The organism is Mycobacterium vicinigordonae, assembly GCF_013466425.1.
Taxonomy (GTDB): Bacteria; Actinomycetota; Actinomycetes; order Mycobacteriales; family Mycobacteriaceae; genus Mycobacterium; species Mycobacterium vicinigordonae.
Genome location: NZ_CP059165.1, coordinates 1,548,394 through 1,563,635, shown reverse-complemented (window position 1 = coordinate 1,563,635; position 15,242 = coordinate 1,548,394). Strand labels below are relative to the sequence as shown.

At 59.8% G+C, this 15,242-nt stretch carries 14 protein-coding genes; 8 read left to right on the top strand and 6 right to left on the bottom strand.

Features of this window, described 5'->3' with window-relative positions:
* The first annotated feature begins 16 nt into the window (after nucleotides 1–16).
* Nucleotides 17–1,186 carry an acyl-CoA dehydrogenase family protein gene (locus tag H0P51_RS06925; protein ID WP_180917238.1) on the top strand — a complete coding sequence of 390 codons (1,170 nt, stop codon included), beginning with the start codon at nucleotides 17–19 and terminating at the stop codon, nucleotides 1,184–1,186.
* Nucleotides 1,187–1,265: 79 nt separating this feature from the next.
* Entirely contained in the window at nucleotides 1,266–1,892 is a 627-nt protein-coding gene (locus tag H0P51_RS06920; protein ID WP_180917237.1) for a dihydrofolate reductase family protein, read from the top strand.
* A 46-nt stretch (nucleotides 1,893–1,938) separates the two neighbouring features.
* Here H0P51_RS06920 and H0P51_RS06915 read toward each other — a convergent pair whose 3' ends face one another.
* The 3 genes from H0P51_RS06915 to H0P51_RS06905 are packed head-to-tail and all read right to left on the bottom strand — an operon-like array spanning nucleotide 1,939 to nucleotide 5,368.
* Entirely contained in the window at nucleotides 1,939–3,123 is a 1,185-nt protein-coding gene (locus H0P51_RS06915) for a hypothetical protein (protein WP_180917236.1), read from the bottom strand.
* A 41-nt stretch (nucleotides 3,124–3,164) separates the two neighbouring features.
* Nucleotides 3,165–4,079, bottom strand: coding sequence for an acetoacetate decarboxylase family protein (locus tag H0P51_RS06910; RefSeq protein WP_180917235.1), 915 nt, complete (start codon nucleotides 4,077–4,079; stop codon nucleotides 3,165–3,167).
* A gap of 14 nt (nucleotides 4,080–4,093) precedes the next feature.
* The gene (locus H0P51_RS06905) at nucleotides 4,094–5,368 is read right to left on the bottom strand and encodes an NADH:flavin oxidoreductase/NADH oxidase family protein (RefSeq protein ID WP_180917234.1); all 1,275 of its coding nucleotides are present in this window, start codon (nucleotides 5,366–5,368) and stop codon (nucleotides 4,094–4,096) included.
* Between the two features lie 97 nt (nucleotides 5,369–5,465).
* Here H0P51_RS06905 and H0P51_RS06900 point away from each other — a divergent pair, with 97 nt between their 5' ends.
* Entirely contained in the window at nucleotides 5,466–6,050 is a 585-nt protein-coding gene (locus H0P51_RS06900; RefSeq protein WP_180917233.1) for a TetR/AcrR family transcriptional regulator, read from the top strand.
* Between the two features lie 16 nt (nucleotides 6,051–6,066).
* On the opposite strand, the gene H0P51_RS06895 is transcribed toward H0P51_RS06900, so the two are convergent.
* Complete coding sequence (locus H0P51_RS06895; protein WP_246398732.1) at nucleotides 6,067–6,294, bottom strand: hypothetical protein; 228 nt, start codon at nucleotides 6,292–6,294, stop codon at nucleotides 6,067–6,069.
* A gap of 93 nt (nucleotides 6,295–6,387) precedes the next feature.
* Here H0P51_RS06895 and H0P51_RS06890 point away from each other — a divergent pair, with 93 nt between their 5' ends.
* On the top strand, nucleotides 6,388–7,251 hold the full coding sequence (locus H0P51_RS06890; RefSeq protein ID WP_180917231.1) for a sigma-70 family RNA polymerase sigma factor: 864 nt from the start codon (nucleotides 6,388–6,390) through the stop codon (nucleotides 7,249–7,251).
* Nucleotides 7,252–7,833: 582 nt separating this feature from the next.
* Here H0P51_RS06890 and H0P51_RS06880 read toward each other — a convergent pair.
* Nucleotides 7,834–9,249, bottom strand: coding sequence for a hypothetical protein (locus H0P51_RS06880; RefSeq protein WP_180917229.1), 1,416 nt, complete (start codon nucleotides 9,247–9,249; stop codon nucleotides 7,834–7,836).
* A 68-nt stretch (nucleotides 9,250–9,317) separates the two neighbouring features.
* Between H0P51_RS06880 and H0P51_RS06875 the strand changes: the two genes are divergently transcribed.
* Both H0P51_RS06875 and H0P51_RS06870 read left to right on the top strand, forming a co-directional pair.
* Nucleotides 9,318–10,355, top strand: a complete 1,038-nt coding sequence (locus H0P51_RS06875) for a Shedu immune nuclease family protein (protein ID WP_180917228.1) — start codon at nucleotides 9,318–9,320, stop codon at nucleotides 10,353–10,355.
* A 253-nt stretch (nucleotides 10,356–10,608) separates the two neighbouring features.
* The gene (locus H0P51_RS06870; protein ID WP_180917227.1) at nucleotides 10,609–10,800 is read left to right on the top strand and encodes a helix-turn-helix domain-containing protein; all 192 of its coding nucleotides are present in this window, start codon (nucleotides 10,609–10,611) and stop codon (nucleotides 10,798–10,800) included.
* A 142-nt stretch (nucleotides 10,801–10,942) separates the two neighbouring features.
* Here H0P51_RS06870 and H0P51_RS06865 read toward each other — a convergent pair whose 3' ends face one another.
* The gene (locus H0P51_RS06865; protein ID WP_246398439.1) at nucleotides 10,943–13,138 is read right to left on the bottom strand and encodes an ATP-binding protein; all 2,196 of its coding nucleotides are present in this window, start codon (nucleotides 13,136–13,138) and stop codon (nucleotides 10,943–10,945) included.
* Between the two features lie 392 nt (nucleotides 13,139–13,530).
* Between H0P51_RS06865 and H0P51_RS06860 the strand changes: the two genes are divergently transcribed.
* On the top strand, nucleotides 13,531–13,923 hold the full coding sequence (locus H0P51_RS06860; protein ID WP_180917225.1) for a very short patch repair endonuclease: 393 nt from the start codon (nucleotides 13,531–13,533) through the stop codon (nucleotides 13,921–13,923).
* A 64-nt stretch (nucleotides 13,924–13,987) separates the two neighbouring features.
* Nucleotides 13,988–15,064, top strand: a complete 1,077-nt coding sequence (locus H0P51_RS06855; protein ID WP_180918790.1) for a DNA cytosine methyltransferase — start codon at nucleotides 13,988–13,990, stop codon at nucleotides 15,062–15,064.
* Nucleotides 15,065–15,242: the final 178 nt, after the last annotated feature.

The window sequence follows — 15,242 nt, the reverse complement described above, 5'->3', positions numbered from 1 at the left end:
TATAGTGTGTGCGTTCATGGGACTGCCTTTGTCCAGCGCCTCGGCCCTGGTGCCGGATGACTTCGTCGCACGCTTGGCCGAACGGGCCGGCGAGGCCGAACAGCTGCGACGGCTGCCGGACGACACCGTTGCAGAGGTCCGCGACAGCGAGCTGCTGGGCCTGCTTGCGCCGAAACGCTTCGGCGGGCGACAGGCGTGTTTTCCCGAGGTGCTCGAACCCGTCCAGCGGATGGCCTTGGGCTGCGCGTCGAGCTCGTGGACGATCGGCTTCTTCGTCCTGCACAACTGGCTGTTGTCGTTGTTCGACGAACAGGCTCAGGTCGAGGTTTTCGCTGCCGGTCCGGCGCTGGCACCCGCACCGCTGGCACCGACCGGGTTCGGCGAGAAGGTAAGCGGGGGAATCAAATTGAGTGGCAAATGGTCCTGGGCCACCGGGATCATGCACGCCGACTGGGTCATGGTCTGCGCGCTGTGCGGCTCGGGCGACGATATGTTTCCAGGTCTGATCATCGTCCCGGTCGACGAAGTGACCGTCGACGACGTCTGGCACACACTGGGCATGCGCGCAACCGGATCCAATGACGTCACCGTCAACGAGGTGTTCGTGCCCGCGCATCGGATCGTCCCCCTGTCGGACCTCTACAACGGCACCTCAGCGGGTGCGACGCTGCACGATGCCCCGCTGTATCGCTGGCCGGTAGTACCCGCGCTCGCGCTGACGGCGGCGATGCCCATTCTTGGTAGCGCCCAGTTGGTGGTGAAGGCTTTCGCCGAGCGACTCGAGACCCGGGTACTGGCCTATAGCGGTGCCAGGCAGAAGGAACAGCCGGCCACCCAGATTCGCCTGGCCGATGCGCGGATACGGCTGCAAGCGCTGCAGGGATTGGTGACCGACATCGCCGGCACCATCGAATCGATCGTCGCCGAGGGCGGCGTCGTGCAACGCAAGTTGCGGGCCCGCGCGCGAGCTACCGCAGCCCACGTAGTGAACGAATCTCTTTGCGTCATCAATAATCTCATGGTAGCTTCCGGAGCGTCCGCCAACTTCCTGGCCAATCCGCTGCAACGGGCCCGCCGGGACGCGGAAATGGGGGCGGGTCACGTGATCTTCGATCAGGACACTGCGCGCGAACTCTATGGTGCGCTCGAGATCGGTTTGAAGATCTCGCCGATCGCGATGGTGTGAGATCGCCGCCGGCCGATGAGTTTTGCGGGCCACTGGGGTCTTAGTTACGACCGAGGTGAACACAGCCGATGGGGGCCACGTGAGCAGAACCAATCTTTCGATGTCGATCTCAGCGGACGGCTATATTGCCGGGCCCGGTCAGTGCGAGGCCCAGCCGCTCGGCGTCGGCGGCGGAGCGCTTCATGACTGGCACTTGGGCCCCGCGAAAGACCATCCTGTCAACCAACAAGTGGCCTTCGAGATGCTCGACGGGATGGGAGCAACGATCATGGGCCGCAACATGTTCGGTCCCATTCGCGGCGAATGGCGCGACTCGGATTGGGCCGGCTGGTGGGGCGACGAACCGCCTTACCACTGCCCGGTTTTCGTCCTGACTCACTACCCGCGCCAATCAATCGAGCTTAAAGGAGGGACCACCTTCCACTTCGTCACCGAAGGGATCGAGGCCGCCTACGCCCAGGCAAAAGCAGCTGCCGATGGCCGCGCCATCTCGATCGCTGGAGGAGCCTCGTGCGCCCGGCAGGCAATCGCAGCAGGACTCGTCGACGAGATCGATCTTCAAGTCAACCCGGTGCTGCTCGGGTCGGGTGAGCGGTTATTCGACGGGTTCGAGGCGGGTAAGCCCGCACTCGAGCTGGTAAGGGTGCTTGAAGCGCCGGGCGTGGCGCACCTGCGCTACCGGGTCGCGGCTCGCCAGCTACCGTGACGCTCGCGAGCGCCTCCACCGCCAACGCCCACAGGATTGACGAGTCTCAAGAATCCTGGTCGTCGTACTCGTTGAGGTATCGGGCGTCCTCCAAAACCAGCTCCCGATACTCGGGCTCAAGTTCGTCGATGGCGGCTTGGGCCTCGGCGGTCAATTCGTCGCGAATCCCGGACTCGGCGTGTGCGAACGGAACATACGCGCGCATCAGATCCGGGAGGTCCAATAGGACGGTGTCGGAAAGACCGTCGAAACATTCGTCGGCGGGCAAAAGAACGTCGGGGAGTTTCCCTAGCCGGACCGCACTCCACCGCAAAGGATCGCCAGTGCCCTCCGCGATGCATGCGCGCAACAATTCCCGATGGCCGACGTCGTCGAACCGCAAGCCCGGCGCGGTGGCAAAGAACTTGTCCAACAACGCCTCGAGCTCCGCGTCCTCGAGCGAGGGCGGTCGGTAGCCACTACCCCCCTCAGGCAGTCGTTGGGTCAGCCATTTGAGCAGCGGCCGACTCGCCGGCCACGTGTCGGACTCCTCCAGCATCGTCGCCAGACTCTCCACCTCGACACCCCGGCGCAACCAAGCGCGGGCATCGGCGAGGCTCATCTCGACAAACGTGGTGTCGGGATCGGTACGGCTGCGCGTGGCGACGTCGAGCACCTCTTCCAACGATGCCGGCACGAAGAAGGCGTCGCTCACCTCTGACGAAAGGGTGTGGTCGATGAAGGCCGCGCAGGTCATCTCATACCCGGAAGGCAAGCGCACTCCAAGCATCAATTCGTCTCCGTCACCGAGAATGTGCGTCATCCGTACCGCCCGGTCGACCTGGGTGAGGCGCAGGTCGGTGAGCCACTGCGGGAGTTCGTCATCACGCGTGGCAACCTCGCGTTCGCAGCGCGTGCGCAGCACCTCGTTATCGAGCATTTCGGCGAGCACCGCCAACAGCACCGTGGTTTCGTGAAGCTTCGTAGTGATGAAGCTTTCGATGAGTTCGCCGAGACCGACCACTTCTTGCTCGTCGGGGTCGGCGAGCACCGGGTGCGGGGGTGCCGTCGCTTGGATGATGAGGCTGACCGTGTGCAGCAGTTCCAGTGGATGGTCGCTGGCGAGGGCCTCGCGAACCGCGTCGACGAGCGGGAACTCCTCGTCGTGCCCGTACGCGCGACGCCCGGCGCGCACCCGGCGCGCATCGCGCCGCGCCTGTTTGGCCTTCCGGCGCTTTCGACTGTCCGACACTGTGCGGACCCTACCGCCTTCTGCCGACGCTGACAGCCAGCTCAGCCGGCCCTGCCGTTCGGGTTCTGGACGCAAGTCGGGACGGGCATGTGCAGTGCGAGTTGGCCTTCGGTCGTCACATCGAGCCGGACGGCCCTGGTGGGCCGCAGCGAACGCAGGTCATCGGCCATGCGCCCGTCGCCGACCTGCAGGCCGAGATGACGCGGCAAACGCGTACTTCCGGCGGCCAGCATATTCGTCTGACTCAACGTCGAATGCCACGCACCGTTGATTTGCGTGTACGAGGTCAGCGTCGAAACACATTCGCCAGTCGGGTATCTGGTCTGCGCGGGCGTAGCGACGGAGAGTGCCAGATCTGTCCCACCCGAATCGTTGGACACCCGCGCGGTAGCCCGGCCGGCATCAACGTCGACATCGATCTTGGTGACCCACTTCGGGAAGCCGTAGCCGTCGTGACCGCGAACCTGGGCGATCTCGGTGCTCACCGGCAGCGACAGCACATGCGAATGCACATGATCGTTGGCCAACGCGGCTGCCAGATCCACGAATCCCGGTCCGCCGTGCCGCGCCGGTCTGACGGCAACCCCGACAGCCGCTTCGGTGTAGAAGTCGATGTCGCACACGTCGTACCGAAAGAACATCACTGAGACCAATCCAAGCCTCGGCGCGATCTGCAGCGGCGCCAACTCGGCGGGCAATCGGGTACGAATCGCGCGCGTGGGGGCGAGCATCGTGATCCGGGCGGTGGATATGCGGTAGTAGAAGTTCGGCGTGAGCGTGGGACCGATCGGCGAGTCGACCCGGGTTTTGGGCAGTCGCCGGAAGAAGTCGACGCTGCTCACGCGCGGATCACGGGCGACTGCGTCGAGATCGGTATCCATCCGATATTGGTCATACAGGCCACCTTTGGGGACTGTGACAACGTGGCCGCCTAGGTCGACCGAGACTTCTGTCATGGTGTTGATCCTCCTCAGCGGTGTGCCGGAATGGGTTGGCGCGCGTCGTTCTTCGACTTGAGCCAGCGTGAGTAGCGTCGCAGGGCACGGCGCTGCTGTCGGCGATCGGCGAGCAGCGACAGACCGGGGCCGACTCGCTGCGTGGGGTTCTTGCCGGCCGCGATCCGGCGCATCTGGTAGCGGACTTGCGCCATGCTGGCCATCGACGCGAGCGCCTTGTCCGACCAGTTGACCGGCTTCAACTTGGTGGTGGCCTCGAAGTCCCGGCGCCAACGGTTGGGCAGATCAGGCGTGGTGGCCAGCGCTGTACCCATACCAATCATCGAGACGCCGTTGGCCAGTACCTGTTCGGCTGTATCGCGACGCGAGATACCGCCGGTCAGCATGAGCGGAAGCGGACTGGTCGCGGCTAATTCGCTTGCCAGTTCCAGGAAATACGCCTCGCGTGCGGCGGTGCGCCCGTCCGCGGCGCGTCCTGTCATTGCGGGACTCTCGTAACTGCCGCCAGATATCTCCACGAGGTCGATCCTGCGCGGGGCAAGCATCTCGATGACCTTGCGTGCGTCGTCGGCGTCGAATCCGCCACGCTGGAAATCTGCCGAATTCAGTTTCACCGCAACGGCAAAACTCGGCGACACCGCAGCGCGGATGGCTGTGACGACCTCGAGCAGCAGGCGCGCACGGTTCTCCAGCGGGCCGCCCCACTCGTCGGTCCGGACGTTGACCAGCGGAGACAAGAACTGCGACAACAGGTAGCCATGCGCGGCGTGCACCTCGACCCCGTCGAAGCCGGCCTCCTCGGCCCGGCGCGCGGTGGTCGCGAACCGATCGATGGTGTCGTGAATTTGGTTGACACTCATGGCGATTGGCTGACCAAACCGCTTCGAGTGCCGGCCGACATCGACCGCGATGTCCGATGGACCCCAAACCACACCAGGCATGTTCGCCTGGACCTGACGGCCGGGGTGACTAATCTGCATCCACATGGCCGCACCGCCTGACTTGCCGGCGTGCGCCCAGGCTGCGAACGGCCCTAGCGGCGCGTCGGCGTCCAGGACGATGCCGCCGGGTCCGGTCAGCGCCTCGGCATGCACCATCACATTCCCGGTGATGAGCAAACCGGCCCCGCCGGCGCCCCAGCGGCGATAGAGCGCCGTCAGACGCCTGTCGGGCAGCTGCGCCTGCCCGGCCATCCCCTCTTCCATCGCGGCTTTGGCAATGCGGTTGCGCAAGATCTGGCCGGATGGCAGCTGTAGCGGGGAGAACAATTCCGGCGGCGGGTTCGACATGGCGTGGTACTCCTGGATGTTAGCAGTGCTTACTCTGTCAGTGATGCTAACGTTAGGTGCGAATGTAAGCAGTGTCAACACCGGATAGGTTGTGACGATGACGACATCGAGCCGGACGTACCACCATGGCGACGTGCCCGCCGCCCTGATGCGCGCCGCCTTGGAACTGCTCGAAGAAAGCGGCGCCACCGAGTTGTCACTGCGCGCGGCGGCTCGACGCGCCGGACTGTCCACCGCCGCGCCGTATCGTCACTTCTCCGATCGCAACGCCCTGTTATCAGCCGTTGCCGCCGTGGGCTACCGCGAGCTGGCCGAACACCTCGCTGCGGCGCAGCACGGGGCACCCGGCCCCGACCAGCTGGCTAACATCGCGGTCGCCTACGTGCGGTTCGCGCTCGAACGACCGGGCCTGTTTCGGGTGATGTTCGCCGAGGGATGCGATGCGACCAGTCCCGATCGGGTAGCAGCCGTGGCAGCGATCACGGAGTACCTCAATTATGTTGTGCAGCAGACACTTCCATCGTCCGATCCGGAAGCGATGGCCATCGCCGCGTGGGGGCTGGTGCACGGACTGGCGTTCTTGCACCTCGACGGCAAGCTCGACACCTCATCGAGCCAGGCGGTTGCCGACCGGGTCCGCGGGGCCGTGCGTGCGGTGCTTGCTCTATCTGCCGAAGGTTGATGCCGCGAGCCGAGTGTCAACTCTCCGGCAGCGCCGCGAACCGCTTCTTGACGTCGTTGTACCAGGACATCGACTTGATCGGGTGGCGCCAGCGCCCCTTCATGTCCTCACGAGCGGGCGCGTGCGCGTTGTCGCCCGCCTCGACGAGTTCCTTGAGGTGGCGATCCTGGGCCTTGATGATCTCGTCGGCGCTCTCACCACGGTGCGCCAGGCCGCAGGGGCCACCGAGGTCATGGCAGGTCATCGTCTTCACAAGGGTCCTCCATCTCGTGGTCACACCGGGCGATCCGGGTGCGTCAGGATGGTGACGCACCCGACGACGAAAGTGTGACCGCCCATGGTGAGCGCCGATCAGCTACGTGACGGCTTCGAGGCCGAACGTCCTCGTATGCAGCGCATCGCCGCGCGGATCCTCGGGGATGTCGACGCGGCACAGGACGTCGTGCAGCAGGCGTGGCTGCGGCTGCACGCCACCGACGAGCCAATCGCAAACCTGCCGGGCTGGCTCACCACGGTGACCTCGCGGCTGTGCCTCGACCGGTTGCGGGCGCGTACCCCGGTGCCGCAGGAGTCGATTGAGGTCGAGGCCACGGCACTCGACCCGGCCGACGATGTGGCACTGGCCGACACCGTTGGCGTCGCCCTGCAGGTGGTGCTGGACCGCCTAACACCCGCCGAGCGGGTCGCCTTCGTGCTGTATGAAAGCTTCGGCGTCGACTTCGGGGCGATCGCCTCGATGCTCGACACCACACCGGTCGCTGCCCGCAAGCTGGCTTCTCGGGCTCGCGCCAAGGTACGCCCAGCCGCGTCCGAGGATGCCCTCGCGGACTGGGAGATCGTGGACGCCTTCATGACCGCGGCCCGCGAGGGCGACTTCACCAGGCTGCTCGAACTACTCGCGCCCGATGTGGTGATCGCTTCCGACGCGGCCGCGATCGCCCTGGGCAGCCCGGCCCGCCTGGACGGCGCCGATGAGGTGGCTAACTTCTTCAACGGCGCGGCGCGGGCAGCCTTCCCGGTCTTCATCGAGGAGCGCGCCGGCGCGGCCTGGATCCACCGCGGCGAGGTCAAGGTTGCCTTCGACTTCACCATCGAGGCCGGGCAGATACGCCGTCTGCAATTCCGAGCCGCGGACGAGGTTTTGGCCGGGGTGCGGCGCCGCGATAGTGGGACGGATTATGGTGCGGCTTCGGCCGGATGACGCTCGTTCCTCTTCGCAATGAATGCGCTGATCTCAGCGATGACACGTTTCGGGCAGGCATGAAAATGGCCCCCAGGCTGCTGCCTGAGGGCCATTTCCGCTGGTAGCCCTGGGACCGTTCAGTCCGAACATATTGTTGACAGGTGTGCAACATGAGGTTTCTGTGACTGATCGACCCCTGGAGTTTGTATCTCCGCCGCGCCAGCGCCAACGCATCACCGATCGCCTGCGAGCTGAAGTTGTTGCTGCCTACGAGTTCGGACAGACCAGCCGACAAGTGGCAGAGACGTTCGCTATCGGACGATCGACTGTTCTGAAGATTCTGAAGGCAGCTGGGGTGATGGTGCGGCCGCAGGGACATAAGTAAGGGACATAAGTATTAGAAGTACTTCTTTCCCGGCGGTGGCGGAACCGTTGGTTTCTTGCCGGCAGCTTCGTCGATGTCACGGAGGACCATCTCGACTAGTGCCCTCGCCAGCGCCTTGGTGTCGATCTCTTCACGCGGAACGGACCAGACTCTGATGCGGCGCTCTTTTCGCGGACGGGAGTTTCGACGGGGTGATTTTGGTGGAGAAGTTGAGGTCATATATCACCAACATCGGATGCCGTGTCAATCTCCCCTGATTCCGCTTGCATCAAGATCGCGCGCCAGTCGTCGGCCCCTTCCAACACGCCGGAAGTCTCCAGAATCTTCCCACGCCAATATTCCGCTCTCGCTGGGTCGGCTTCAACTTCCGCCTGAATCACAAACAGCTGAAGCCCTGTTACTAAGCAGTGCTCGCGACCGCGACTGTATGGGATCATCTGATCTGGAAAGTCCTTCTCAGTTCGGTCTGCGAGCTCTGTTTCACGCCAGGTGTTCACGACCAGAACGCCTTTCGGCGCAGTGCCCACCTCCTCCATCTCACCTGCAACCCACTTCTCAAGCTGCGCAGCATGTTTCTCAGCAGCGCTCTTGGCAACGCCTTTTACCTCCACAACTGCATTGCGCCTAGGAAACTTGACCTTCCAGTCATCGCGTCCGGGCTCGGGTTCGGATACCTCGCACCCAAGCAGCTCAAAAACTGCCTTAACCTGGAGTTCGAGCGGGCGACCAGTACCCAAAAATAGCTGATCTTTTAGCTCGCTTTCTTCCTGCTTTTTCTGAAGATTGGTGAGCTTTGTGCGTGCCGACTGTACGCGGGCTTGCTGTTTCACTACAGATTCCCGCACCTCAAGTTGCGCCTTTGTTGAATATTTTTCGGCCCAAGCAGGCCGTGAGATCACTCCGGCAGACGTCAGGTCAAAGACTGCCTGTATCAGTTCGCCCTGGATGGCTATCGCCTGCGGCTTATAAAGGACCTTACCCGTCTTCTCGCTGACACTTTTAATGAGGTCCGGCGCTGGTAATAGAACAAGAATGCCACCGCCCTCAGTCTCTACGTAGGAGCTGACCGCACGTTCTGTTCCCTGTACCCTTGCTACGTCAGCACCTGGCCAGGCACTCATCACAGCGTCGTATTTGAAGAAGGCTTTCCGATTCTTCAAGAAAGTCGCCAGAGAATTTGATCCGGAGATTTGTATCCGACTTCCGCTAGCCCGTGTTAAGGAAAGTTGATCACGCGCAACCGGCAAGGCGCGCCAAAGATCTGCCTTCGACACTACCCGAGTTGTACTTCTATTCCGGCCTGTTCCGGAATATTCCTTTTTGCCGGTGTCCACATAGCACTCTTGCGGCGGTCGCGTGATGACAATCAAGATCCGACCCGCATTGAGGAAGTCTCTAAATTCACCACGACGACGGTCTATGTCCGCAAGAAGTCGCACCGATTCGTTCTCGGTTGGACTTGGTAGATTCTGATATTGTTCCCCGTAAACACTATGATAGTGCGACAGGCTTTTCGCTGGATCCCAATTCACCACATCGTAGTCGAAAACACTGATATCACTATCAAACGTACTACGGGTGCAGTCATCATCGCCGTAGATAGGATCGTAGTCGAGAGACAGTAACCTCATGAGATGATTATAATCCCTTTCTAAGCATTACCAGTTTTGTCAGGCGATTTGAGCGATATAATAAGGGTATGACTAACCCCATCGCCGTCAAATCAGTCGCTCGCGGCATATCCGAGTGTGACCCTATCGTACTGATGGAGTCGGCAGACAAGACTCGGCGATTGGTGTTCATTCCCGTCATCCATAACAACCCGAAGAAGGACTGGCCAGCCAAAGGCGCCTTCGTCTACCAGCGCAAACTCAAGGCTGACGAATGGGACAAGATCACCATCGAAGGCGAGTCACTCAACCGACTGAAGGCAGGTGAAGGCTACAAACTCGAGCTTGATTCACATGCCCTCGGCGAGCTTATAGGTGGCCTCATGGACATCGAAGAGATCGCCGAGCAGGTTAAGAAGGGCCGGACCAACACAACGTTCGTACCTAGCAGGGCGGACATGGCACCGATACTGGCAAAGCTGATTGAGAATTCGACCGACGAGCAGATCACCACGGAGTTGGCCAAACTCGGCAGAGATCAGGCAGTCAAGATCAACGATCTCATTCTGCATGCTCGCATCCGTAGCGCTTTGAAGTACTGGGAAGAGCACAAAAACGACAGTACTGAGGAAAACTGGCAAAAGTACTTCAGCGATCGGCCGTGGATTCTCTCACTGCTCTGCCCCGAGCCGATCATCATCATGAAATCTAAGATGTACGTCGGCGGGACCAACGCGTCAGGTTCCGGCGGCAAGACCGTCGACTACGGCTTTATCAACAAAAATACTAACAATACCGCGCTGATGGAAATCAAGACACCAGTCGCTAAGCTGCTGGCCAAAGAGTATCGCGGCATATACCCACCATCATGGGATCTTGCCGGTGCGGTGACCCAGGTTCAAAACTACAAATACCATGTACTGAAAAACCTTCCAGCCCTCAAAGAAGACTACGGCGTCTTTGATGCAGTCAACATTCCAACTTACGTCATCACGGGAAACACCGCCGAATTGACGTCAGATACGTTCAAGCGATCCTTCGAGCTTTACCGCAAAAACCTCTCCGGCACGATAGTGCTGACCTTTGACGAAGTCTTCCAACGACTGAGGCTCTTGCTCAGCGATTAACATATAAAATAATAACTGATTATTTTCGTCAATACCCACTCTGGGTTCGAACACGTAACAGGGGTGAATAAAACGCTACCAGACCATCAAACATGGCTGTTGGTCAAAAAATGCCCCATAAAATAGTTTGACCCCCGTCAAATAACAGGGCTTAAACTATTTAGCTTGGCTAATCATGGTAGCCCTGGGACAGTTCAGTCCGAACACATTGTTGACTCGTGTGCAAGATGGTGTTGTTGAGGTTGAACGACCCATGTCGTTCGTATCTCCCCAACGACAACGGCGACGGATCACTGACCGGCTACGAGCCGAGGTGGTCGAGGCGTATGAGTCCGGACAGACGAGCCGGGAAGTTGCAGAGACGTTCGCCATCGGGCGAACGACAGTCCTGAAGATCCTGAAGGCTTACGGCGCGACGGTGCGGCCACAGGGACGAAAGTACTAGGCGTCAAGGTAGCTCACGGCGCGGAGACGAAACCAGCAACGACGTTATGGTTAGTTCATCATTATCGATAAATCATTTATCGCGCCGCGACGGCCGAACACCGCGTTCCGAACGTGACACGGCCGCTGAATACTACGCAGCCCTAGACCGAAGCCGGCGTCAGAACGGTAGTCCCGGTCGCTACTAAATCTTTGATGTCCTGATACAACCGCCGCAGGTGGTCATCGGCCATATCGAGAATCGGTTCGTACATAAAGGAATTGACATGTATGTGTTCTGGTGTCATCAGCACGACGCTGTCGAGGATTCTGCGCACTTCCTCGGCCTGCGGGAAGCGCCGCCGAAACTCAGTGAATAGCACCGGTGTTTGATTTGCGGCTATCGCGTCGGTGAATCCCGAATCCGCGATCGCGTCGATCATGTACTTCTCGGCGAGTAGACGGATTGCGATCGACAGCACGATCTTGTTCTCAAAGTTAATGCTTGTGGCAGCACTGATGCACTGGTCTGCTTCCTGCAAGATCATGTCAGTCACGACCTGGCTAGCGTCCGCCCACGCAGCATCACCGCCGAAAACTTTGGAGAAAACTTTGTCGAGGTCTGATTGTGTGATCTGCTCCGAATCGTTCTTCCAGTGCAGCAAAGAGGTAAGTAGCAGATAGTCCGGATCGTCGTCTCCTTGCGTGTACTCAAGGAGATTTCGCATAAATGGTATGGATGCGGCCCGTTTCATCGCGTGAGTAAAAAAGCTGGGCTTAAAGTCTTTGATGAACGGATTGCGAATGCCTACCGCCTTGATCAATGAGATACCGGTCTCGCTTTTCTGCGCCATCAAGCATTTGTCATAGGAGACGAACCGGCTTTCCAGCGTCCGGTAGAAGTCGAAGTTATGAGTGAGGATTATCAGGCGAAAATTATCATGCTCAGCCATCTCCTTCAGATACTGGATAATGGCGTACTTGTTCTTGTAGTCGAAGGAGTCAGCGATGTCATCGATGACGAAGATAGTTTCACGTTCTGAATTGCGCCTCGCCTGCACCTCGAAAAGTACATTGAGAATGTACAGAGCCTTTTTCTCCCCGGTGCTCAGGACTTGTAGTAACTCCTTCCTGTCCACTTCAGCCCGGTCTTCGCCGTCCTCAAATTCAAATCCAAGTTTGAGGATCGGCTCAAGGCCTAGCATGACGCGTTCTCGGTTTCTTCCGATCAATCTGAATGGAACGAAGAACCGATCGTTGAAGATATCGATAACCTCTTCCCACTGCGTACGCTGATCCGTCGCGGAGCGTTCAATCTCTTTCTTTCTGCTGTCAGCTGCCCGAAAACATTGGACTGCAGCATCGTAAAGCGAAAAATGGGTCTTCAGGTACGATTTCCATACCCGCTCATTGAACCGGTCGACATTCTCCAGCTCCGTCAACAGTTCAGTGTGCTCAGAGATGTGGGCGGCGAAAGCCCGCGCCTCTGCATTCTTCATTAGCTGCTTCTCGATGCTGGCAAATGTCTTACGCAGACCCGCATCTTCGGTGATCTTTTGCTTTTCCGACTCGATCAGCGCTGCGAGATCTTGATGACTAGAGATCTCTTCAGCGGACCCATCGCCGCGTAACAGGATCGAATGATTGGCGTCGAAGAACTTGTTATCTGCCAGGCTCTTCGTCACGTTGGCTGCGTTGTAGTAGCTGAACGCCTCCCTGCTGAAGTACGTCGATGCATCCAGCAACTCGTTATATCGAGTGATGTAGTCGCTCAGCGCTGCCTGAAAATCGTGTGTCTTGAGAAGCGCGAGGACCTTATCGGCAAATACGACGTCGTAGGGGACATCGGCGTACGGTGCGTTGTCTTGCGCTGACACCTCTTCATGAACGCGGAGCAGCGCGACGAAGAAACTTTCGTCATCGCTTGTGAATGCCCGCGAGAGACTTTGCGCGACGTCTTTACGGGTGTGCGACTGCATCTTCAAGGCCGCTAGCAGATCCGCCTTGGCCTTTAGCACATCGACTTGCAGCGCCTCGTACTCTTTCCGAAGTTGGGAATCGACAAGCAACGTGGACGTGGCTTCGGTTGGGCCCATTTCCTCGTCGTACGACAGGATGACGACCACGTCCTGCGGGCTGACTTCGGAGCCCGTCTCATCTACGATTTCCCGTGAGCTCGGGCGATCCGGAAACATCCGATCAGTCGAAGGCTGATCCTTGGCGAGGTCAGCGAACGTCCGCGCAAACGACGTCTTCATCATACCGTTGGGCGCATAGATTGCGACCGCCCGGCTTGTGCGGAAATCAAACTCCGCGCTGAGCTCATGAATCCCATGACAATTCTCAATTTTGACCCGCACTCGGTTCACCTCCCCGCCTCCGTCCCCGCGACCATTAGTCTTCACACCCGCCCTGTCGCGGCCCCGTCTGTCCCACCGCCACACCGTATCGCCCTGCGCCGACATAGCTGACTCACCACCATGCTGTCTGCGACGAGGCCGTGTAGCCCAGGCTCCCAGTGCGTCCCCCGACAATAGAGTGGATCGACCAGTTCGAGCTGTGACTGAATCGTTCAGGGTCGTTCGTGCGGATTCCGGTCGAGTCTCGTGCACCCGACACGCAAGCAGTGGCACGCCGCCGCCTTCCACGTCACTGATGTCGGCCGACACACGACATCTGAGAGATAGCCGTCAAACACGCGCCCTAGCCTAGGGGGGTGGCGAACGCCCCAGACGCTCAACGCTCGCGGAACATGGCGGCAGTCAAGCGTGTGAATACCAAGCCTGAGATCGCACTGCGCTCGATGCTGCATAAGCTGGGCTATCGATTTCGTGTCGACTTCGCAATCCGTGTCTCAGGCAAGATCATTCGCCCCGATGTTGCACTTACGCGCTGGAAGGTCGCCATCTTTGTGGATGGCTGCTTCTGGCACATGTGCCCGCAGCACCGCACCATGCCAGCGACCAACGCCGACTTCTGGAAACAGAAACTTGAAGGAAACGCCGCACGTGACAAAGACCAAAACCAGCTGCTGACCGACGCCGGTTGGCTTGTGGTGAGGATCTGGGAACACGAGTCCCTTGATGACGCCGTATACGAGGTCCAGCGCGCCATCGACCAGCGACGACGGCCCAGCGAGACGTAGAACCCCGTGCGCGGCGGTACCGCATTCTGTCGGCGTTCCACCGTACTATTCAGACGTGCCCACCATGATCGACCTATTCGCCGGTTGCGGCGGCATGACCAGCGGTTTTACCGCCAAGCGGTTCTCATCGGTCCTCGCGATCGAGTGGGATCTGTTCGCGGCCTCAACCTATGCGGCAAACTTTGGCGAGGACCACACTCTCTGGCGCGACATCGCCACGGTCAAATCGTCTGAGATCCCCAAGGCCGACGTCGTCATAGGCGGCCCGCCCTGCCAGGGGTTCTCGAATCTCGGCACAAAGGACGTGAACGATCCGCGCAACAAGCTTTGGCGCGAGTACCTGCGAGTGGTAAAGGCCGCCAACCCAAAGGTGTTCGTCATTGAGAACGTCGACCGCTTCATGAAGTCACCGGAGTTCGACCTGCTTCTTGAGGAAGCCGACCACGGCAGCCTGTCGCGGTACGAATTGAGCTTCGGTCATCTCAATGCGGCTGATTTTGGCGTCGGCCAACGTCGAATCCGTACGATCGTCATCGGTTCCCGAATTGGACCAATCCAGCTACCGGAGCCAACACACGCTCGCCGACCAGAGCCAGGCGCGACAAAACGTTGGGTGACGACAAAGCAGCGTATCGGCAAGGTGCCCGAGGAACCAACCTCAAAATTCCTTCCCGAATCGACAGTCGAGTTCTTCGGCGAGCAGGTCCCAGGCACGTTCAAAGCGATCGAAATCCATCTCGGCAGGACGCCAACAGCTTTGTCACGGCAGCGGTATGAACACGTGCCACCCGGCGGAGGGAGGTTCGACGTGCCTGACCATCTGCTTCCACGGTGCTGGCGCGAAAAACCTACAGGAACAACCGATGTCATGGGCCGAATGCGTTGGGATATGCCGTCGCACACGATCCGTACAGAGTTCTTCAAACCGGAGAAGGGCGCGTACCTTCACCCACAATGGGATGAAGAAGGGCGTCACCGTGTAAATCGACCTATCACTCACTATGAGGCGGCGTTGTTGCAGGATTTCCCGGAGAAGTTTCTCTGGTGCGGCACCAAGATCGGCATCGCCAAACAAATCGGCAACGCGGTGCCTGTCGGCCTGGCTCGGGCTCTGGCGGGACATCTCAACAACTATCTCTGACCAGTTAGTCACCCGCGACACACGCAGCTCGACGAGCGCAGCATCACATAGCCCGGCTGCCGGCATGATCAAGACGTGTCCGCCAACGACAAGCGCCAGATCGATATCGCGTGGAGTGACGTTGCCGGTAACGCTCATCCCTCTGATGCGCGGGCTACAGCTATGCGGCGCACTCGCA